This is a genomic window from Pantoea ananatis LMG 2665 (assembly GCF_000710035.2).
GTDB lineage: Bacteria > Pseudomonadota > Gammaproteobacteria > Enterobacterales > Enterobacteriaceae > Pantoea > Pantoea ananatis.
Window position 1 is genome coordinate 406,849 of record NZ_JMJJ01000004.1, and the last position, 21,182, is coordinate 428,030.

Annotated in this window: 17 protein-coding genes; 14 read left to right on the top strand and 3 right to left on the bottom strand. The window is 56.2% G+C overall.

Annotated elements, in window-relative coordinates; all coding sequences use genetic code 11:
* Window positions 1–150 precede the first annotated feature (150 nt).
* The 3 genes from EL29_RS03770 to EL29_RS03780 all read left to right on the top strand — a co-directional run bounded on the left by EL29_RS03770 (window position 151) and on the right by EL29_RS03780 (window position 4,447).
* The gene (locus EL29_RS03770; RefSeq protein WP_013025130.1) at window positions 151–738 is read left to right on the top strand and encodes a Yip1 family protein; all 588 of its coding nucleotides are present in this window, start codon (window positions 151–153) and stop codon (window positions 736–738) included.
* Between the two features lie 175 nt (window positions 739–913).
* The gene (pbpG, locus tag EL29_RS03775; RefSeq protein ID WP_014593242.1) at window positions 914–1,861 is read left to right on the top strand and encodes a D-alanyl-D-alanine endopeptidase; all 948 of its coding nucleotides are present in this window, start codon (window positions 914–916) and stop codon (window positions 1,859–1,861) included.
* A 135-nt stretch (window positions 1,862–1,996) separates the two neighbouring features.
* On the top strand, window positions 1,997–4,447 hold the full coding sequence (locus EL29_RS03780; protein WP_024470901.1) for a DUF3772 domain-containing protein: 2,451 nt from the start codon (window positions 1,997–1,999) through the stop codon (window positions 4,445–4,447).
* A gap of 62 nt (window positions 4,448–4,509) precedes the next feature.
* Here EL29_RS03780 and dld read toward each other — a convergent pair whose 3' ends face one another.
* Window positions 4,510–6,213, bottom strand: coding sequence for a D-lactate dehydrogenase (dld, locus tag EL29_RS03785; protein ID WP_024470902.1), 1,704 nt, complete (start codon window positions 6,211–6,213; stop codon window positions 4,510–4,512).
* A 151-nt stretch (window positions 6,214–6,364) separates the two neighbouring features.
* On the opposite strand from dld, the gene bglX reads away from it, so the two are divergent.
* From bglX to EL29_RS03825, 8 genes are all read left to right on the top strand, one after another.
* A complete protein-coding gene (bglX, locus tag EL29_RS03790; protein WP_028714964.1) occupies window positions 6,365–8,662 on the top strand; it encodes a beta-glucosidase BglX in 2,298 nt (765 codons plus the stop codon).
* 195 nt (window positions 8,663–8,857) lie between these two features.
* Entirely contained in the window at window positions 8,858–9,964 is a 1,107-nt protein-coding gene (locus EL29_RS03795) for a suppressor of fused domain protein (RefSeq protein WP_019106159.1), read from the top strand.
* Window positions 9,965–10,142: 178 nt separating this feature from the next.
* A complete protein-coding gene (locus EL29_RS03800; RefSeq protein WP_026021034.1) occupies window positions 10,143–12,038 on the top strand; it encodes a methyl-accepting chemotaxis protein in 1,896 nt (631 codons plus the stop codon).
* Window positions 12,039–12,186: 148 nt separating this feature from the next.
* Window positions 12,187–12,720: an isopentenyl-diphosphate Delta-isomerase gene (gene idi, locus EL29_RS03805; protein WP_014593247.1), complete on the top strand. Its 534-nt coding sequence runs from the start codon at window positions 12,187–12,189 to the stop codon at window positions 12,718–12,720.
* Window positions 12,721–12,901: 181 nt separating this feature from the next.
* A complete protein-coding gene (osmF, locus tag EL29_RS03810) occupies window positions 12,902–13,813 on the top strand; it encodes a glycine betaine ABC transporter substrate-binding protein OsmF (RefSeq protein WP_015700703.1) in 912 nt (303 codons plus the stop codon).
* Window positions 13,814–13,816: 3 nt separating this feature from the next.
* Complete coding sequence (locus EL29_RS03815; RefSeq protein ID WP_028714965.1) at window positions 13,817–14,998, top strand: ABC transporter permease; 1,182 nt, start codon at window positions 13,817–13,819, stop codon at window positions 14,996–14,998.
* Complete coding sequence (locus tag EL29_RS03820; protein WP_024470905.1) at window positions 14,985–15,932, top strand: ABC transporter ATP-binding protein; 948 nt, start codon at window positions 14,985–14,987, stop codon at window positions 15,930–15,932. The genes EL29_RS03815 and EL29_RS03820 overlap by 14 nt, the downstream gene beginning before the upstream one ends.
* Complete coding sequence (locus EL29_RS03825; RefSeq protein WP_028714966.1) at window positions 15,920–16,651, top strand: ABC transporter permease; 732 nt, start codon at window positions 15,920–15,922, stop codon at window positions 16,649–16,651. Before EL29_RS03820 ends, EL29_RS03825 begins: the two co-directional genes overlap by 13 nt.
* On the opposite strand, the gene EL29_RS23525 is transcribed toward EL29_RS03825, so the two are convergent.
* Together EL29_RS23525 and EL29_RS03830 are read right to left on the bottom strand one after the other, a co-directional pair.
* Entirely contained in the window at window positions 16,632–16,739 is a 108-nt protein-coding gene (locus EL29_RS23525) for a YohO family small membrane protein (protein WP_013025142.1), read from the bottom strand. The two genes, EL29_RS03825 and EL29_RS23525, sit on opposite strands and share 20 nt — an antisense overlap.
* 84 nt (window positions 16,740–16,823) lie before the next feature.
* Entirely contained in the window at window positions 16,824–17,558 is a 735-nt protein-coding gene (locus tag EL29_RS03830; protein ID WP_013025143.1) for a MerR family transcriptional regulator, read from the bottom strand.
* A 149-nt stretch (window positions 17,559–17,707) separates the two neighbouring features.
* Here EL29_RS03830 and EL29_RS03835 point away from each other — a divergent pair, with 149 nt between their 5' ends.
* From EL29_RS03835 to dinG, 3 genes are all read left to right on the top strand, one after another.
* Window positions 17,708–18,271: a helix-turn-helix domain-containing protein gene (locus tag EL29_RS03835; RefSeq protein WP_013025144.1), complete on the top strand. Its 564-nt coding sequence runs from the start codon at window positions 17,708–17,710 to the stop codon at window positions 18,269–18,271.
* Entirely contained in the window at window positions 18,268–18,798 is a 531-nt protein-coding gene (locus EL29_RS03840; protein WP_014593251.1) for a GNAT family N-acetyltransferase, read from the top strand. The genes EL29_RS03835 and EL29_RS03840 overlap by 4 nt, the downstream gene beginning before the upstream one ends.
* Window positions 18,799–18,992: 194 nt before the next feature.
* The gene (dinG, locus tag EL29_RS03845) at window positions 18,993–21,155 is read left to right on the top strand and encodes an ATP-dependent DNA helicase DinG (RefSeq protein ID WP_014593252.1); all 2,163 of its coding nucleotides are present in this window, start codon (window positions 18,993–18,995) and stop codon (window positions 21,153–21,155) included.
* The last annotated feature ends 27 nt before the right edge of the window (window positions 21,156–21,182 follow it).

The following is a 21,182-nucleotide window of genomic DNA, read 5'->3' on the forward strand; positions in this document are numbered from 1 at the left end:
CCGTTTAAGCGTTAATCAGCGATCTTTTTCGCTGTTTTTTTGCGCAGGCCCCACAGAAGTTGCCTTGCCGTTTATACTGTAAGCAATGCTGCCCTTACGTGGATGCTGCATCAAAACGGGGTAGCCCAACGGCATCAGAGGAGTAAGCGTATGAACCATGTCTGGGGTTTGTTAGCGCATCCTAATCAGGAAATGCGCAATATCAAGCAAGAGAACGAAACGGTTTCGCACCATTACACTCATCACGTTCTGCTGATGGCAGCCATTCCGGTTATTTGCGCCATAATCGGCACCACGAACTCAGGCTGGAATCTGGGTGAAGGGCAGTATGTACAATTGAATTTCCTGACAGCACTGGGCCTGGGTATTCTGTTTTATCTGTTGATTCTGGGCGGCGTGGCGGTGATGGGACGCGTTATTCACTGGATGGCGCGTGACTACCCGCAGCGCCCTGGCGTTGAACGCTGTACGGTGTTTGCGGGCTATGTGGCTACGCCGCTGTTTTTAAGCGGACTCGTGGCACTTTATCCGCTGGTATGGCTGTGCGTATTAGCGGGTGCGCTGGCGCTGCTGTATACCGGCTATCTGCTGTACGTGGGCATCCCGCTGTTTCTGAACATTGACCGGGATGAAAGCCTGCGTTTTTCCAGTTCCACTCTGGCCATCGGCGTGCTGGTATTTGAAGTGTTGCTGGCCTTAACCGTGATTCTGTGGGGCTATGGCCCGCACCTGTTTTAACGTGCTGTTGCCGCCTGCAGGGCGGCAACATCTTTTTAACGCTCAGAAACAATCTCACCAGGATAATTTTACCGCTTCAGAGTATGATGCTGCGGCCAGCCCGCGCTCTGCCTGCTCAGTCGTCGGCGGCCTGTGTTTACACAGCGCACAATCTTAACCGGGTCTTTTTTTCACGATGCCTGCAAAAATTCGCTTTTCACTGTTAACGCTGGCGCTGCTCGTTTCCGGGCAGGTTGTTTCCCTTCCAGCACAGGCGACCACGACGCTGTCGCAAATGGCGCCCATTGCTCAGCCGCAAATTGCCTCAGGCAGCGCCCTGATCGTCGATCTGACGAGCGGGAAAACGTTATTTTCCAGTCACCCTGACCGGGTGCGGCCGATTGCCTCGATCACCAAGTTGATGACGGCAATGGTGGTACTGGATGCGCATCAGCCGATGAACGAGATGGTCACGGTTGATATCAGTCAGACGCCAGAGATGCGCGGCGTGTTTTCACGCGTGAAGCTTAACAGCCAGATAAGCCGTCGGAGCATGCTGATGCTGGCGCTGATGTCATCTGAAAACCGCGCGGCGGCCAGCCTGGCCCATGCGTATCCCGGTGGATATAACGCCTTTATTAAGGCGATGAATGCTAAGGCGCGTGCGCTGGGCATGAACCATACCCATTACGTTGAACCTACCGGTCTCTCCATTCAGAACGTCTCCAGCGCAGAAGATTTGGTGAAGCTGTTAAAAGCCACGCGCGAATATCCCCTGTTGGGCGAGCTGAGCACGACCAAAGAAGAAACCGCAGTATTTACCCATCCCAGCTACGCGCTGCCGTTCCGCAATACCAATCATCTGGTGTATAAGAATGGCTGGCACATTCAGTTGACCAAAACGGGCTATACCGATGAAGCGGGACATTGCCTGGTCATGCGTACCATGATTAAAAACCGCCCGGTGGCACTGGTGGTGCTGGATGCATTTGGTAAATATACCCATTTTGCCGATGCTAACCGTCTGCGCGACTGGCTGGAAACGGGCAAAGCGGCGCCGGTTCCGGCGGCCGCGCTGGCCTATAAAAAACAGAAAGCAGGTCAGGTTGCCAGCAACGCTGCCAGCGGTTCTGAAGTAGAGTAATATCCCGTCGGGCTGCCGCGGGCGGCCCGACCAATATTGATCGGTATTCCTATAGTTTCACGCCAGGCGAAAACTTAAACTACCCGCAAATGGCGAGGGTGATTCGCCTGATTACTGTGCCGGAATCTCATTCATATGCTCACGTTACGATCCTTTATTGTTCTGATTTTTTTAGCATTGTTCACCGCCGTTCCCATCCTGAGCATCGCCGCAGACGATCCGGCTCAGGCCACCACTACCCAGCAGCCTGACGACAAGCCGAAAGTGAACGCCTCGGTCGAGCTGCCCAAGATGCAGAAAATCCTCGACAAAATTAAAAGTCAGGTTTCCGTTGAAAGCGATGAAAATAAGCTGAGTCGGCTGAATGAAATGGCGCTGGAGCTGTCAGGCAATACGGATACGCTGGCCCAGGCGTTGCAGCCTGACCGTCAGCAGCTTGAGGCCCAGCTGGCCGTGCTTGGCCCAGCCCCCAAACCGGAAAGCGGCGTCAAAGAGACGGCAGACGTCACGCGCAAACGTAGCGCGCTGGAAAGTCAGAAAAGTAAGCTCGACGATCAGATTAAGCAGGCGGAGGGCATTAAAAACAGCGCCCTGATGCTGTCATCGCAAATCGTCAATCTGCGTCGCGATCAGTTGAAAAACAAACTGGCGCTTAACTCTGGCAGCATTTTAGGGCCACGTTTCTGGTCGCCGGTATTCAGCAGTCAGGATCTTGACGATGAGAAGATTGGCGATTTCTTAAACGAGCTGAAAGATACCGCTGCGCTGTCCTGGGAGTCAGGCTGGCGTCTGGGTACGCTAGGCTGGTTGCTGGCCGCCGTGCTGGTGATGACGTTGGGACGCCGCTATGGCGAAGAATTTTTAGCCTGGGTCAGCATTAATAAACTGCCGGAAGGACGCCTGCGCCGCAGCTTTCTGGCGACGGCCGTGGCCCTGACCAGCCTGGTGGCGGTGGTGTTGACCTTTGCCTTTATTTCCCAGGCCTTTACCCGCCGCGATGAAGTTTCCAGCGACGTGCAGGACTTTATTTATCGTCTGGTCGAATTAAGCGTTTATTGTGGTTTGATTGCCGGGCTCGGGCGGGCATTTTTGTCCACGCGTCGGCCAAGCTGGCGTTTACCCACCATCTCGAACGAGGTGGCGCTGGCCCTGAAACCTTTCCCACCTATCACCGCCTTGCTGGTGTTTATTTTCCAGACGGTAGAGTCCTTTAACTACACCGCCGGGACCAGCCTGAATACCAGTATCTTTGCTAACGGCCTGACGGCATTGCTGATCGGCAGCACGGCGCTGGCAATCAGCATGCGCACCAAGCGCGTTCGTCGGCGTCTGGCGCAGGAAGGCACGCCGCCGGAAGCGCGCTCAACGCTGGTCGGGCTGATTCAGATGGCCCTGACGCTGACGTCGCTGACGATTCTGGCTTCGCTGGTGATTGGTTACGTCACCCTGGCGCGTTTTTTAAGCTACGAGCTGGTGTGGTGTGGCATTTTGTTTGGTTCGTTTTACATACTCAGTCATTTGATTAACGACGGCTGTGAAAGCCTTTTCTCTGTCAATAATACGACGGGCAAGCGTATTCAGGGCTCGCTAAACATTGATGAGCGACATCTGCAGCAGGTCGCCACCATTCTTGCGGCGATCGGTAAAACCTTGCTGATCATGTTTGTCGCGCTGGCACTGCTTAACGGCACCTTTGCCTCTTCAACACCGATTGAGCTGCTGCAAAAGGCGATTGAGTTCTGGGGCGGTAAGGGCCTTGAATCCCTGAATATTGTGCCTGCCCACTTGGTTAACGCGCTGCTGTGCCTGATTGTGGGCATCTATATTCTGCGCTCGGTACGTCGCTGGCTTGATACCGATTTCCTGCCGAAGACCACCATGGACAGCGGCATGCGCATGTCGCTGGTCACGCTGTTCAGCAACGTTGGCTATGTCCTGATTATTTTGCTGACGCTGTCGATTATGGGGCTGCAGTGGAACAAGCTGGCCTGGATCGTCAGCGCCCTGTCGGTCGGTATCGGTTTCGGCCTGCAGGAAATCGTTAAAAACTTTATTTCCGGTCTGATTTTGCTGACTGAACGTCCGGTCAAAGTCGGGGATTTGGTGACGATCAGTGGCGTTGAAGGGGATATTCGCCGCATCAACGTGCGCGCAACGGAAATCCAGCTGGGTGATAAATCCACCGTGATCGTGCCTAACTCTCAGTTCATCTCTCAGAACGTACGTAATGCGACAATGGGCAATGCGCAGGGCGTGGTGACCATTAGCCTGACGTTTCCGTTGGATATCGATCCGGTACAGGTGCGGGAGATTTTGCTGAAGGTCTATGAGGAAAACGAGCGTATTCTGGAGAACCCGGAACCCTCGGTATCCTTTAAAGATCTTACCGCCCAGGGCATCGTGCTGAGCGTCACCGGCAACGTTGCCAGTCAGCGCCAGATCGCGGGCGCGAAGAGCGATCTACTGTTCGATATTCTGACCCGCTTGCGTAAAGAGGGCATTGTGCTGTCCACGCCGCAGACCATGATTATTGAGCGCCGTCAGCTGGTTTCTTCTGATGCGGTAACCGAAGAACCTCCTCGCTAAATAAACGGGCGGTCATTTTCGCTGGCCGCCCGTTTTACTCTGTTCAGGTGCGACGTGCCCAGTCAGGGCTGTTTTACCGCCCAGCCTTTTAGCTTACTGGTTTTACCGATGCCCGGATTAAAGCTGTTGGTGGGATCGAGCTTGCGGTAAAACGCGGTGAGCTGTGGCTGGGCCTGATACAGATGCCCGACATTATGCTCTGCCGGATATTCCGCCCCGCGGCTGTGCAAAATCGCCAGCATCTTTTCTTTCAGCGCATGAACATCCACGCCTTTTTTCACAATGTAATCCTGATGGAAGACATGGCAGAAGAAGTGCCCGTAATAAAGGCGATGGCTTATCGACTGGGTAATCTCATCAGGCAGGCTCTCAAACCACGCTTTATCATTGCGACGCAACGCAATATCCAGCGCCAGAATATCTTCTACCTCATCCGCATGAACGGCGTGATAGCGCACCGCCGCGCCCGCGGCCGCAAAGCGATGCAGAAAGGCATGCGCACCTTCTTTTCCTTCGCATTCAAAAAACTCGCCGCCGCCCTCACGAAAAAACTCACGCAGATAGTCACGCGCCTCCGCAATGCCATCACCCGACATTTTCAGCATTAAATGGTGTTGGTATTTATCACGATACTGTTTCATGCGTTTGGGAAGATGGGCGGGGAAGAGGCGACTGACGCGCTGCAGCAGCCGGTCGCTCAGATGCGGTTTGATAAACGACAGTTTGTTCAACCAGCCATCGACCCGGCCCTTGAGACTGAAAAACAGCGGCATCTTGTCGGTGCCAAGCTTGTCGATCATCAGGAAGGTGTCTTTGCCATAGACTTCGGCGATGTCGTAGATATCCCGATGCATATATTCCGCGGCCACGGGCAGATTGTTGAAATTCGCCAGCATATGGCAGCGCAGGTCACCCAGTACCGAGGCATCATTGGTGCCGATATAAAACACTTGCTGTTGCGGTTCGCGCGCAAACGTATCCAGGCGCACCGCAAATACCGCCAGCTTGCCTGCGCAGCCCGACGCTTCAAACAGGCGGCGGGCATCGGCGTTAAAACGGGCGGGCGTATCCGCATCAACATCACGCACCCGTTCGGCGTAGTCGTGATCGGAGGCATGACGGCCGTCATGCAGCACATCCCCGGGCTGCCAGCGATCATCATCCAGCCGCCCCAGAATCTCTTCTGGCGTGGTGCCAAGCTCAATACCAAGGTGGTTAACCAACTTCAGCCGTCCCTGGGCATCAATCTGGGCAAACAACGCCATCTCACTGTAGGCCGGGCCACGTTTAATCAGTGAACCGCCGGAGTTGTTGCAGATGCCACCCAGCACCGACGCGCCAATGCAGGATGATCCAATAACCGAATGCGGCTCGCGGCCCAGCGGCGCGAGGATTTTTTCCAGCTGATACAGCGTACTCCCCGGAAAGGCCAGCGCCTGTTTGCCGTTGTCGATCAGCTGTAGCTTATCCAGCCTCAGGGTACTGACAATGACCAGCGGGCGATCGTAGTCGTTACCCTGCGGCGTTGAGCCTTCGGTGAGGCCGGTGTTCGCCGCCTGCATCAGAATAATGGCATCGGCAGTCACCAGCGTTTGCAGGACGCGCCACAGTTCCAGCAGCGTCGCAGGAAAGACGACCGCCAGCGCGTCTCCCTCACCGGAACGGAAGCCTTTACGATAGCGGGCGGTATGGGCGGCCTCGGTCAGTACGTTACCAGAGCCGACCTGGCGGCGGAGATCGGCGATCAGGGCAGAAGGTGTCATCATGGGCAATTCCCTTGTCTTATGCATGCGTCATTACTGTAGCACGTGAGTTGCGTCGGGCGCAGTGTGATAGCCGCAGGTGACATGCTATGCTCTGAAGATGGCATTCTGCATTTAGTCGATATTGCGCAGTTACTTAAGAGAACCCAACCTGATGAAATGGATTTGCTCTGTTAGCCTCGCTGTTTCCCTTGCTCTGCAACCTGCATTTGCCGGGGAGCCCACCGTTCACCATCCCATGACCGAACAGGCGCGTGATGCCTACGTGAACAACCTGCTGAAAAAAATGACGCTGGACGAGAAAATCGGCCAGTTACGTTTAATCAGCGTGGGCCCGGATACGCCAAAAGAAGCCGTACGTGAGATGATCCACAAAGGTCAGGTTGGCGCCATTTTTAATACCGTGACGCGTCAGGATATTCGCGCGATGCAGGACCAGGTGATGCAGCTAAGCCGCCTGAAAATTCCGCTGTTTTTTGCCTATGACGTGGTACACGGGCAGCGAACGATTTTCCCGATTCCCTTAGCGCTGGCATCCAGCTGGGATCTCGACGCCGTCAATGAAGTGGGGCGCATTTCTGCCTATGAAGCGGCGGACGATGGGTTAAATATGACCTGGGCACCGATGGTCGACGTCAGCCGTGAACCGCGCTGGGGCCGCGTGTCTGAAGGGTTCGGCGAGGACACCTATTTAACCTCTGCCATGGGACGCACCATGGTGCAGGCGATGCAGGGCAAAAGCCCCGCAGACCGCTACAACATTATGACCAGCGTGAAACACTTTGCGCTCTATGGCGCGGTGGAAGGCGGACGCGATTACAACACCGTGGATATGAGCCCACAGCGCATGTTCCAGGACTACCTGCCGCCGTATAAAGCCTCGCTGGATGCCGGCAGCGGCGGCGTAATGGTCGCGCTGAATTCCATTAATGGCGTGCCCGCGACGGCCGACAGCTGGCTGCTGAAAGATCTGCTGCGTCATGAATGGAAATTCAAAGGAATAACCATCAGCGATCACGGGGCGATTAAAGAGCTGATCAAGCACGGTGTGGCGAGCGATCCCCAGGATGCCGTGCGTATTGCCATTAAGTCTGGCGTAGATATGAGTATGAGCGATGAATACTACAGCCAGTATTTACCCGACCTGGTGAAGCGCGGCATCGTCAGCAAAGCCGAAATCGATGATGCGGCCCGGCACGTGCTCAATGTGAAATACGATATGGGGCTGTTTAACGATCCCTACAGTCATCTTGGCCCGAAAGAGAGCGATCCGAAGGATACCAACGCAGAAAGCCGTTTACACCGCCCGGAAGCCCGCGATGTGGCCCGCAAGAGTATGGTGCTGCTGAAAAACCGCCTTGATACCTTACCGCTGAAGAAATCTGGCACCATTGCCTTGATTGGACCGCTTGCCGACAGCCAGCGTGACGTCATGGGCAGCTGGTCGGCGGCGGGCGTCGCCAAACAGTCGGTTTCCCTGCTGCAGGGCATGAAAAACGCCACCGAAGGCAAAGCCACGCTGCTGTACGCCAAAGGCGCGAACGTGTCAGATAACAAAGGCATTCAGGACTTCCTCAACATGTATGAACCGGCCGTGGCGGTCGATCCGCGTTCGCCGCAGGCAATGATTGATGAGGCGGTCGAGAAAGCGAAGCAGGCCGATGTCATCGTGGCGGCGGTAGGGGAAGCGCAGGGCATGGCGCACGAGGCGTCCAGCCGCAGTAATCTGATGATCCCGCCTTCGCAACAGAAGCTGTTAGCCGCGCTGAAAGCGACAGGCAAGCCGCTGGTGATTGTGCTGATGAATGGTCGCCCATTGACGCTGGTTGATGAAGACAGAATGGCCGATGCCATGCTGGAAACCTGGTTCAGCGGAACAGAAGGGGGCAATGCTATCGCGGATGTGCTGTTTGGCGATTACAACCCATCGGGTAAACTGCCGATGTCTTTCCCCCGCTCCGTGGGTCAGATTCCCATCTATTACAACCATTTACCGACCGGCCGCCCGTACAATTTTGCCAAGCCCAACAAGTACACATCGCACTACTACGATGCGGAAAACGGCCCGCTTTATCCGTTTGGTTATGGCCTGAGCTACACCACGTTCACCGTGTCGCCAGTCACGCTTTCATCAGAAACGATGGCGCACAACGGCAGTATCGAAGCCAGCGTAACCGTAACGAACAGCGGCAAAGTGGACGGTGCCACGGTGGTACAGCTCTATCTCAACGATCCCGTTGCCAGCATCAGCCGTCCGGTAAAAGAGTTGCATGGCTTCAAGCGCATCATGCTCAAAGCCGGTGAATCTCAGCAGGTGACCTTTAAGATTGATGTGGATGCGCTGAAGTTTTGGAACCAGCAGATGAAGCACGTTGCCGAACCGGGTAAATTTAACGTCATGATTGGTCTGGACTCAGTCCGCACGCAAAACACCCAGTTCACCTATCAGTAAACCTCAGACGGACCTGGTTGCAGGTTCCTGTCGATGTCACCGCTTCCCCGTTCGGGGAGGCGGGTTTATCCTCCGTTCCTGCCTTCTGCCTTCATCGATTCACTTTGAGAGTTTTACCCTTGCCTGTCGTGGCAGCAGACGTGATCCTGCTCTATCCTCGGGGAAAATGGATTCCTCAAGTACTGTCGAGGCGCTATGACGTATCAATCACTGATTGCTGAAGTCCACAATCAGCAGCGCACCCTGACGGCAATTGTCGAACAGGATGCGCGGACTGCTTATTTCTATATCTGGCCAACCGATCTGTTTCGTAGCCAGTTTGCGGTGCGTGGCTGCTGGTTACGAAACCTGCTCCCTGCGCCGGTTCAGGAAGATCACCAGGCGATGGAACAGGGCATTGCCCCCCTGCTGAGTGCAGAATACTGCCGTAATCTGGAAGCTGAACCGCCGCTGGATCCCGCAGGTCTGCAAATTCTCTGGGAACCCGGAGATGCGGGAGCGGCACTGTGGTACTACGGGCAACTTCTTGCCGTGATTCCTGGCTGGAGCCTTTACCAGGATAAACAGGTCAGTTTCTCCGCCGGTTGTATCAAAAAAAACCGTCTGACCGCGCCGCTCGGTTCAGCCTCGACCAATCATTACTATGCCCTTGCCGAACAGCAGCGCCAGTTCTGGCGTGAATGGCATGACGGCAGCCAATGGGACAAGGTGCAACAGGACTTGCTGGCCTGTTATCAGGCGCAGTTTGGCGAGTCGGTCAAATACTACGCGATCGATCAGGGCAACTGGCCGCCCATGGCGCTCTCTCAGCACTACCATAACGGCATCTGGTACTTTCTGACCCTGGGCATGAGCATTCGCCCCATGCCGCAGGTTGATTTTCTGTTCGATGAGCTGGCCCCGCAGTACCGCCGGGCAGAGCTGGCGATGGCGGTCGATGGCGAAGTCATGACAGAAAGCAATGCGGTCCAGATGGCCAGCGCGCTGGCTGAATTTGTCCATTTGCCGTGGGCGCGGCTGACCTGGCTGGGTGAAGGCCATACGCTGGCCTCAGAGGTGGCACCGGTGGGATTCGAAAGCTACCTGTTAGCCAACGAGCTGGCCCCGGAACAGGCCCAGTTCCCGCTGCCGAGGCAGGATGGCGACAGACCCACGCTGCTGTGGGCCACGCCGGTAACCGAAGCGGAACGGCAATTTGCCCAGAGCGAAGCCCAGGGCGGGCAGCATCTGCGTGAACGGCTCACCGCCGGGGGAAATACGCACATATTTCGACCGCGCGAACAGGTCGTGAACACAGAATAAACGCCGGAGACAGCGCGATTTTTCCTCTTGGTGGAAAAAGTTACTGACCTGGCGTAACTAAATATCTTTATTGTTAAAAGACTTGTTAAATTTGTGATCTGGTCTACTCAAGTTCCCCCTTGCCGTGCCGTTAACCCCGATCAGGCAATAGCGCCACAAAAGGTCCAGGGGAACAATGATGTTAAAGACCACGCAATCCCGCTTCACAGCAACGCTTATCGGTTTTTTTGTTGCGCTAGTGTTGGTCACTATTTGGGTGATCAACCAGTTTGTCGCGCCTCAGTTGGTGGACAATGAAAGCCGCCTGATTCGCTATCAGGTGGATTCGCTGGCAACCGGCATCGTTGAGCAAATGAACCGTGTTCAGGCACAGCAACGTGCCATTACCGAGGCCGCCTCGGTCATCGACAGCGCCGCCATCGACACCTTATTACCTGCACTGGTCAACCAGTATCAGGACAGTAACGTTTTCGGTGGCGGTATCTGGCCTTTACCCCATCGTCGCGAGGCGGGTAAAGAGAAAGACAGCAGCTTTTTTGCACGTGACGCCAGCAACAAGCTTCAGGTTAACACCTACTGGAACTCTGAAGCCGCGGACAAATACTGGGAGCAGCCCTGGTATAAAGACGGCATGGCCGCGCCGAAAGGGCAGTGCGCATGGGCTAAAGCTTATCAGGATGCCGCCAGCCCACAGCCGCGTACCAACTGTGCCATGGCAATCTACCGCGACGGGACAGTCTGGGGCGTTTCCACCATCGACGTTACGCTGGGTTTCTTCAACCAACTGGCTAAAAAGATGGGCGAGGCGATTCATGGAGACGTCCTGATCGTTGAGTCTGACGGCAAAGTCGTGGGTAACGCGGCGCTGGTTAACGGCACGCCGAAACTCGAAAACCTGAGCGATCTGCAAAATCCTATGGCTGCGCCGCTGAAAGCGATGCTTGCCAGTGCGGGGACAAAGTCCGCAGAGTCAACCTATAGCAGCAACGATGGCGAGCAAACGCTGTTTCTGCAGGCTATTCCGGGCAGCCCGTGGTATCTGGCCAGTAGCGTACCGTCCAGCCTGCTGAAAGCCCAGTCCCACAATATGCTGATGCGCCTGGGTTTGGTGCAGATCCCTCTGGCCATTATTCTGTTGCTGGTCATGCTGGGTTTCATGCGCGCCATGATGAAGCGTTTGAGCATGCTCAACCAAAATATCGAAGCGCTGTCGACAGGGGGCGCGGATCTCACGCAGCGTCTGCCAGCCAGTAACAGCCCGGAATTTAACGCCGTTGCGCAGAGCTTTAACCACTTTATCAGCTATCTGCAGGGGTTAATGCAGCAGGTCGGCAGCAGCGCCCTGGCCATCTCTGCGGCGTCGCGTGAAATTGCCAGCGGCAACACCAACCTCTCCTCGCGCACGGAAGAGCAGGCCAGCTCGATTGTTGAAACGGCGGCTTCTATGGAGCAACTGACCGGCACTGTACGCCAGAACGCCGACAACGCAACGCATGCGAACCAGCTGGCGGGTGAGGCTTCTAAAGTGGCGTCGCGCGGAACGGAAGTGGTTCGTCAGGTGGTGAGCACGATGGGCGAAATTCACCACTCTTCGCGTAAAGTCGTCGATATCATCAGCGTGATCGACAGCATTGCCTTCCAGACCAATATCCTGGCACTCAACGCCGCCGTTGAAGCCGCGCGTGCTGGCGAGCAGGGCCGTGGTTTTGCCGTGGTCGCCTCGGAGGTGCGTAATCTGGCGCAGCGTTCGGCCAACTCCGCACGTGAAATCAAAAAACTGATCGAAGAGTCGGTCGCGAATATCGATGCAGGCAGTCAGCTGGTCGAACAGGCAGGACAAACCATGGACGAGCTGGTGCAGGGCGTGAGCAGCGTCACTACGCTAATGAGCGAGATCATGGCCGCCAGTCGTGAGCAGAGCATGGGCATCGAACAGGTTAACGTTGCCATTACTCAGCTTGACGGCACCACGCAGCAGAACGCCGTCTTAGTGGAAGAGGTCTCCTCTGCCGCGCAGGCGATGGAAGCCCAGAGTCTGCAACTGGAACAGGTTGTACAAAGCTTCAAACTGTAATTCACAGTCAGGCCAGCGCCCGCTGGCCTGACGTTTTCGACGATCGCCATTGCCGTCTGACAGATTTGTGCATAAACAGCACAATTTTATCCCCTCAACCTCCCCAATCTTGTGCCAGAATAATGAGGAATACACTCAAGGAATCCTCATGTCTGCTATTGAAGTTATCCTCGTCGACCATCTTGATCGTCCCACCGGCAAAATGGAAAAGTTGGAAGTGCATGAAAAAGGATTACTGCACCGCGCTGTCACGGTGTACGTTTTTAACACCCGGCAGGAGCTGCTGCTCCAGCGTCGCGCCAGTGACAAATATCACTGCGGCGGATTATGGAGCAATACCTGCTGCGGTCATCCTTATCCTCATGAATCGACTAAAGAGGCGGCCGAACGCCGTCTGCGCGAAGAAATGGGCATGATCCTGTCGCTGACGCCTGTCTTCGAACTGAGCTATAACCTGCCGCTCAGTAATGGCCTGACAGAGCACGAGTACGGCCATGTCTTTTTTGCCGTGAGCGACGCGCTGCCCGTGCTTAACCCGCAGGAGGCGGATGCATTTGACTACCGCTCAATGCAGGATATTGCCCAGCAAATGCAGCAGCAGCCCCAGCAGTTTACGCCCTGGTTCCTTCATACCTTTCCCCGTATTCCAGCCTGTCTCGACAGTTTCACTTTCCCGGCTTAATCACCGAGCCCTGGCCGATGCGGTCAGGGTTAGCCGCATCTGATTTCAGGACAAAACAGATCGCGGAATGCGATTGCCAGGCTACGCTTTTATTGCAACCTCTAAAACGGTGGGCGTGCCTGGCAGGTTATCCCTACAGCCAACCGTACTTCCAGATGAATACATCAATAAGGAAAGCATCATGGCAAACATTCGCGGTTTGGCCGGCATCAGCCTTTTACTGCTGAGTCTGGGAATGGCACACGCGGCCGACCCGGTGCGTGTGGGTTCCAAGATAGATACTGAAGGCTCACTGCTGGGCAATGTCATCCTGCTGGTGCTGGAAAAGCACGGCGTCAAGACCGTTAACAAAATTCAGCTGGGGGCAACCCAGGTGGTGCGGGGCGCCATCACCGCGGGCGAACTGGATATCTACCCGGAATACACCGGCAACGGAGCCTTCTTTTTTAATGATGAAAAAGACAGTGCCTGGAAGCATGCCCGCGAAGGCTATGAAAAAGTGAAAAAACTTGATGCCGAAAAAAATCACCTCGTGTGGCTGACGCCCGCCCCGGCGAACAACACCTGGACCATCGCGGTCCGTAACGACGTCGCGGAGAAAAATCACCTCAACTCCCTTGACGATCTCAGCGCCTATCTGAAAAAAGGGGGCACGTTCAAGCTGGCTGCCTCTGCGGAATTTATTGAACGCAGTGATGCGCTTCCCGCATTCGAAAAAGCCTATGGCTTTACGTTAAAACAGGATCAGCTGTTATCGTTGGCCGGGGGCGATACCGCCGTGACTATCGGCGCAGCCGCGCAGCAAACGTCAGGCGTCAATGCCGCCATGGCTTACGGTACGGATGGCCCGGTTGCCGCGTTGGGCCTGAAAACGCTCAGTGACCCAAAAGGCGTTCAGCCCATTTATGCGCCTGCGCCAGTAGTGCGTGAAGCGGTTCTCCAGGCTTACCCGCAAATGGCTGCATGGCTTAAACCCGTTTTCAGTGCGCTGGATGAAAAGACATTGCAGCAGCTCAACGCCAAAATTGCCGTTGAAGGGCAGGACGCCAGCAGCGTGGCGAAAGCGTGGTTAGAACAGAAAAAGCTGCTGTAACCGATGTGGCTATCGCGGGAGGCGATATCCCGGCCTCGACAGCAGCCGGTGGCGCTGGTACTGATTATGTTACTGAGCCTGACGTCAGGCTGCCTGCCGTTTGTGAGCTTTGCGGCTAATCGTCTGGTTGCCGGCCAGCCGGTGATGCTCTGGCAAATGGCGCACGGCATGGCGCTTCTGCCCCCGCTGGCGTTGCTGTGGTTACTGCTGTGGGCCAGACCGACGGGGTTTCGCTGCGCGTTGCAGTTAATAAGCGCCGGGCTGGTGCTGGCGGTCATGATCTGGCTCAGCGGCGACCAGGCCAGGGTGCTGGCCGGGCAGGGCAGCCGACTGGCGCGAACCAGCTTTGCGAGCGGCATGTGGTGCGGCAGCGCGCTGACGCTACTGTTGATCACCGATACCGCGCGTGCGCTCACCCGCCGCAGGCTGTGGCAACTGGTGCTGAATCTGCTGGTATGGATCCTTCCCCTCTGGCTGCTGTTCAGCGGCCAGCTGGACGACCTGTCGTTACTGAAAGAATATGCCAACCGCCAGTCGGTCTTTGATGCGGCCTTATTGCGTCATCTGACGCTACTGGCCGCCACCGTCCTGCCTGCTTTACTGATTGCTTTCCCGCTGGGCATCGTGCTTTACCGGCGATCCGGCTGGCAAAGCAGCGTCTTCGGCGTGCTGAATGTGGTTCAGACGGTGCCCTCCGTGGCGCTGTTTGGCTTACTCATTGCCCCACTGGCGGGGCTGGCAAAACGCTTTCCCTGGGCAGGTGCATGGGGCATCAGCGGCATTGGCATGGCGCCCGCGCTGATCGCGCTGGTGTTGTATGCCCTGTTGCCGCTGGTGCGCAGCGTGGTAACCGGACTGCAGCAGGTGCCGCCAGACGTGCGCGAAAGTGCGCGCGGCATGGGGCTGAGCGGCAGGCAGCAGTTTTTCGCCGTGGAGGTGCCGCTGGCCTTGCCGGTGTGGTTGTCGGGCATACGGGTTGTGGTGGTGCAGACACTGGGCATGGCCGTGGTGGCGGCGCTGATCGGCGCAGGCGGATTCGGCGCGATTATTTTCCAGGGGCTGCTGAGCAACGCGCTGGACTTAGTGCTGTTAGGCGTGATCCCGGTGATTGCGATGGCGGTGACTTTGGATGCGTTATTCCGCTTGTTGATTTCCCTGCTGGAGAGAAAAGATGATTCAGTTTGATGGCGTCACCCGGTTCTTTGCGGGTAAAGCCGCGGTTAAAAACCTGTCGCTGACCATCGCAAAAGGAACCTTTACCGTGCTGCTGGGCACCTCGGGCTCAGGTAAATCGACCACGCTTAAAATGATTAATCGTCTGGTGGAGTACGATGAAGGGGAAATCCGCTTTGCAGGCGAATCCATTCGTCAGATGGATGCCCAGGCGCTGCGCCGCCGTACCGGCTATGCCATTCAGTCGATTGGTCTGTTTCCGCACTGGACGATTGAAAAGAACATGGCTACCGTCCCTGCCTTGCTGGGCTGGTCAAAAGCGCGCAGGCGCGAACGTATTGACGAGTTGATCGCACTGCTGAATTTGGATCCGGCATTACTTCGCCGCTATCCACATCAGCTCTCCGGGGGACAACAGCAGCGCGTTGGTGTTGCGCGGGCGCTGGCGGCGGATCCTGACGTACTGCTGATGGATGAACCCTTTGGCGCACTGGACCCGGTCACGCGCACTGCGCTTCAGCAGGAGATGTTACGCATTCACCGTGCTTCAGGGTGCACCATCGTGCTGGTCACGCACGATATTGATGAAGCCCTGACGCTGGCCGACAATATTGTACTCATGGACGACGGTGAGATCGTTCAGCAGGGTAAACCGCTTGAATTGCTGACCCGGCCAGGCAACGACTTTGTGCGTGATTTTCTGGGGCGCAGCGAGATAGGGCTGCATCTGCTGGCGCTTGGCCAGGTGGGACGCGCAGTACGTCGTGGGGAATGGCTGGATGCCGAGCCGCTGGCGGCGACGCTGAGCCTGCGCGAAGCGTTGTCACAGTTTATCAGCCGCGGCACGGATAAACTGCCCGTCGTAGATGCGCATCAGCAACCGCTGGGCGTGCTCTACTTCAGCGATCTCCTTCATCACGCAGAGGCTCAACAATGCGACGGTTAGCCGATCCTCTGCTGTGGCTGGTCCTGTTTTATCTCAGCCTGCTGGCGGCCATGCCCTACAGCGGCCCCGTGTTTGCCGCCTGGTTTCCCGATCTGGCCCGCCCGCTTTATCAGCAGGACAGTTTCTGGCAGCTCACCCTGGCACATCTTTTTCTGGTGGTAACCGCCAGCCTGATGGCGGTTGCTATCGGCGTCGGCAGCGGCGTGCTGGTCACTCGCCCTGCGGGACGGGCTTTTCGCCCGTTGTTGGAAACCATCGCCGCCGCCGGTCAGACGATCCCGCCGGTGGCGGTGCTGGCGATAGCCGTGCCTGTCATGGGATTCGGCGCGTGGCCTGCCGTGGTGGCATTGCTGCTTTATGGGCTGCTGCCAATTTTACAGGGCACACTGGCGGGGCTGGACAGCGTCCCGGCCAGCAGTCGTGAGATCGCCGTGGGTGTCGGCATGAGTGGCTGGCAGCGTTTGTGGCAGGTTGAGCTTGCGCTGGCGGCACCGGTGATCATTGCCGGGATACGTAACTCCGTCATCATCAATATCGGCACGGCGGCCATCGCCTCTACCGTCGGGGCAAAGAGCCTGGGATCGCCCATCATCATCGGCCTGAGCGGCTTTAATACCGCCTGTGTCATACAAGGCGCGTTGCTGGTCGGGCTGTTAGCGATCGTCAGCGATCGCCTGTTTGAACGGCTGCAGCGCCGTCTTAGCGTGAATGAACGATAAGTGAATAGCCAACCAGCATAAGTCCACTGGTGCCGCCGATAGCCATAATGGCAAACAGCGTGGCAAAAAATGTTTTTTTCCAGTTCATAACTAACCTGAGGGTGTTTACGTCAAGGCGGGGATAATAGCGCGCGCAAGGCAGCAGTCATAGTGCCGAGCGTGCGTTTTTATTTCAGTGTGCGTCGTGCAAACGTACAGAGAATCCCTGTTCCTGCCAGTGTGCCAGCTGTTCCTGCTGACGGCGCGTCAGTCTTTTACCGGTAAAAACAAACATATTCAGCCCCGGAAATAACTCGGGCCGGGGAACATCAAGCGGTTCGGCAAGCACGTCGATGCGCCAGCCGTGCTGCGACAGTCGCCATCCTTCCAGCCAGATGCGCGTGCGATCTTCAATGCCCCAGCCAATAATCAGCGCTTCTTTACCGGCTTTTTTGCGACTGCTTGCCAGACAAAAAGCCACGTAGTCGATCAGGATGCCATCCAGCAGGCTGCACATTGTCCGTGCTGTATTCTGATCCAGGCTGAGTTTCTGCCTTATGGGCATAAAAACGTGATCGATCAAGGCATCAACCGCATGTTCGCGACCAATTAAAGCGATCTTGTTGCGTAGCTTAGCCGGTCTTACATGGCGCAGTATGCTGATGAGTTCGTCCTGCATGGCGGTCCAGCCATCGTTGGAATCAACATCTCCACCTTCCAGTAGTGCTTTGACCTTGCCTACTGGTACTCCACTTTCAATCCAGCGCATGATTTCCTGGATACGCTGAACATCTTCTTCATCGAACTGTCGATGACCGCCTTCGGTACGTTGTGGTTTCAATAATCCATAACGTCGTTGCCAGGCGCGTAAGGTAACCGGATTTATGCCACAGCGTTCGGCGACATCGCCGATACTGTATAAGGTCATATTTACCTCTTTAAACTGACCTGAGTTAAAACACCATAACGAAGCCTGTTAAGTTGTACAACCAATTTTTAGATGTACAACTTGACGGCTGCGCTTAATTGTTGTTCTATCTCAGTTATGAGATTTATTTTTCATAAGTGAGATGAAACATGTCTTTTGATAATACGGAGCAACGCTTAGCAGCCCGCCTTGCAGAATTACGGATGAAGCAGGGTTGGTCACTTGATGAACTCTCAACCGCCACCGGCATTAGCCGGCCCACATTATCGCGTATTGAGCGTGCTGAAACCAGCCCAACGGCTGCCCTGCTTAATCGTTTGTGTGTGGCTTACAGTCTGACCATGTCGCGCCTGCTGAGCGAAGTGGAAGCGGAAAGCGATCTCCTGATCCCTCGCGAACGCCAGCCGATCTGGAACGACGAAGCCAGTGGATTTAGCCGCCGCAATGTCTCACCGCCCGCCCATAATTTCCGCTGTGAGCTGATCGAAGGCACACTGCGGCCCGGCGCGCGCGTCGAATACGACGCGCCACCGCTACAGGGCATGGAACAACATATCTGGATGCAACAGGGACAGCTGACGATAACCATGGGCGCGCAGAGCTGGACCTTAGCACCCGGCGACAGCCTGCGTTTTCATCTTAGCGGCGCGTCCGCTTTTCAGGCACATCTTACTGAAGGTGCCCGCTACTTACTGGTGGTCTGCAAATCATGATGACGTATCAACAACTCAGCGCCGCTGAGGCACAACAGGTTTTACCCGAACTGGCCCAGGTCTTACAGGCCTGTGTGGCCGAGGGTGCCAGCATCGGTTTTATCGATCCTGAAAACATCAGCGTGATGACCCTTTTTTGGCAAAATCAGCTTGCCGCGCTGGAAAAAGGCCAGAGTGAACTGCTGGTTGCCCGCCAGCATGGCCGGGTGGTGGGCACCGTGATGCTCAATGACAGCGCCATGCCCAATGGAAGCCATAGGGCCGAAGTCAGTAAGCTGCTCGTGCATCCGCAGGCGCGGCGGCAGGGGATAGCGCGCAGGTTAATGCAGCAGGCAGAACAGCGGGCGCATCAGAAGGGAAAACGCCTGCTGGTGCTGGACACCCGATCCGGGGACGTGGCAAGCGATCTTTATCGCGCGCTGCACTGGCAGGTTGCGGGTGAAATTCCTGCCTATGCGCAGTCTATTGAGGGAAAACTGGACGCGACCACAGTGATGTTTAAGGTGCTGGATTCGCACGGCGGCTGAAGTACAGGCCTTCGGGCCGCCGCCTTATCCCTGCGCAACACGCGACAACGCGCCACGGCGGCTGTGGCCTGCTGTTGACCCGACAGCACGAGCAGGCCTTTTCTGAAGCCAGCACGAAAAAACAGACCCGAAAGCTGACGTCACTGCGATACTGTGTAAAAATACAGGCCATCGAGTAAAGCGGTAATCTTAACATGGCCCTGACAGCAGCATTAAAAAGCCAGATCGCACAGTGGTATAAAGCGCTGCAGCAACAGGTGCCAGACTTTATTCCCCGTCCTGCCCAGCGGCAGATGATCGCGGAGGTCGCGAAATGTCTGTCGGGTGATGACGGTCGCCACCTGGCTGTAGAAGCGCCGACTGGCGTGGGCAAAACCCTTTCGTATCTTATTCCTGGCATCGCCGTCAGCCGCGCGGAAGAGAAGCGGCTGGTGATCAGCACGGCCAACGTCGCCTTGCAGGATCAGATCTTCAGCAAAGATTTGCCATTGCTTAAAAAAATCATTCCGGATCTCACCTTTACTGCTGCCTTTGGACGCGGGCGCTATGTGTGTCCGCGCAATCTGGCCGCGCTGGTCGCAGACGATAATCAGCAGGCCGATTTGCTGTTCTACCTGGATGACGAAGCGGTCAGCAGCACCAAAGAAGAGCAGATCCAGTGCGGACGGCTGCAAAAGTCACTGGATCGCTATCAGTGGGATGGCCTGCGCGATCACAGCGAGGAGAACGTCAGCGACAGCCTGTGGCAGCGTCTGTCTACTGACAAAGCCAGTTGCCTTGGCGTGCATTGCCGCTGGTACCGCGAATGTCCGTTTTTCGTTGCCCGGCGGGAAATCGAGCAGGTCGATGTGGTGGTAGCCAACCACGCGCTGGTGATGGCGGCCATGGAAAACGAATCGGTGCTGCCCCCGGCCAAAAATCTGATGCTGGTGCTGGATGAAGGGCATCACCTGCCTGAAGTGGCGCGTGATGCACTGGAGATGAGCGCCGATATCACGCCGGGCTGGACCAGCCTGCAGCTCGATCTGTTTGTGAAGCTGGTGGAGGCGATTATGAGCCAGATGCGGCCCAAATCACCCCCGCCGTTGGCTAATCCCGAACGTCTTAAAGCCCACTGTGATGAACTGCGCGAACGCCTTGCCACCATAAGTGAGGCATTAAGCCCATTGCTTCCGCCGCACAATCAGCCCGGCGAGTTTCGTTTCGTGTTGGGCACCTTACCTGACGAGCTGCTGGCGCTGTGCGCCCGGCTGTTCAAGCTGAGCGACGGGCTACGTGGGCTCAGCGAAGGGTTGATTAACGCCTTGAGTGAACAAACCGGAAGCGTCGATCTCGTGCGTCTGCACCGCAATTTATTGCAGCTCAACCGCCACTTTGGCTGGTTTGAATCAGTCAGCAAGCTGTGGCGACTGGCTGCGATGGAAAAAGCCTCTGGTGCGCCCGTTTCAAAATGGATAACCCGTGAACTGCGCGACGGTCAGGCACACCTGTTCTTCCACTGCGCGGGAATTCGCGTCTGCGATCAGCTGGAAAAAATGCTGTGGCGCAAGATTCCTCACGTTGTCGTGACCTCCGCGACCTTGCGCTCATTGAACAGCTTTAGCCGCCTGCAGGAAATGTCGGGGTTGAATGAAAAGGCGGGCGACCGTTTTGTGGCACTGGCGTCGCCGTTCAGCCACGTCGATCAGGGCAAGCTGGTGATCCCGCAGATGCGCTACGAACCGTTGATGGCGAATGAGGCTGAGCACATCGCGGAGATGGCGGCCTTTTTCCGCCAGCAAATGCAGACAGAAAAGCATAAAGGCGTGCTGGTGTTATTTGCCAGCGGGCGCGCCATGCAACAGTTTGTCGAGGCGCTGCCAGAATTACGACTGATGATGCTGGTGCAGGGCGATCAGCCCCGCAGTCGCCTGATCGCCCTGCACCGCAAACGGGTAGAGCAGGGCGATACCAGTATTCTCATCGGCCTGCAGTCGTTTGCGGAAGGGCTGGATTTAAAAGGTGAGCTGCTCAGTCAGGTACATATCCATAAAATTGCTTTTCCGCCCATAGACAGTCCGGTAATTTTAACCGAGGGCGAATGGCTGAAGAGCCTCAGGCGTTATCCGTTTGAGGTACAGAGCTTACCCAGCGCCTCTTTTACGCTGATTCAGCAGGTCGGGCGTTTGATCCGCAGCCATCAGTGTTTTGGCGAGATTGTTATTTACGATCGCCGCCTGTTGAGTAAAGCTTACGGCAGTCGGCTGCTGGCGGCGCTGCCGGTGTTTTCAATTGAGCAGCCGGTCACGCCTGAACCCGAGGCCAGAAACACCAAACCCAATCCCGGCACGCGCAAACCGCGTGCGAAGCGGCGTTAAGTCGTTGCCACTGAGCGGAAATGCGTG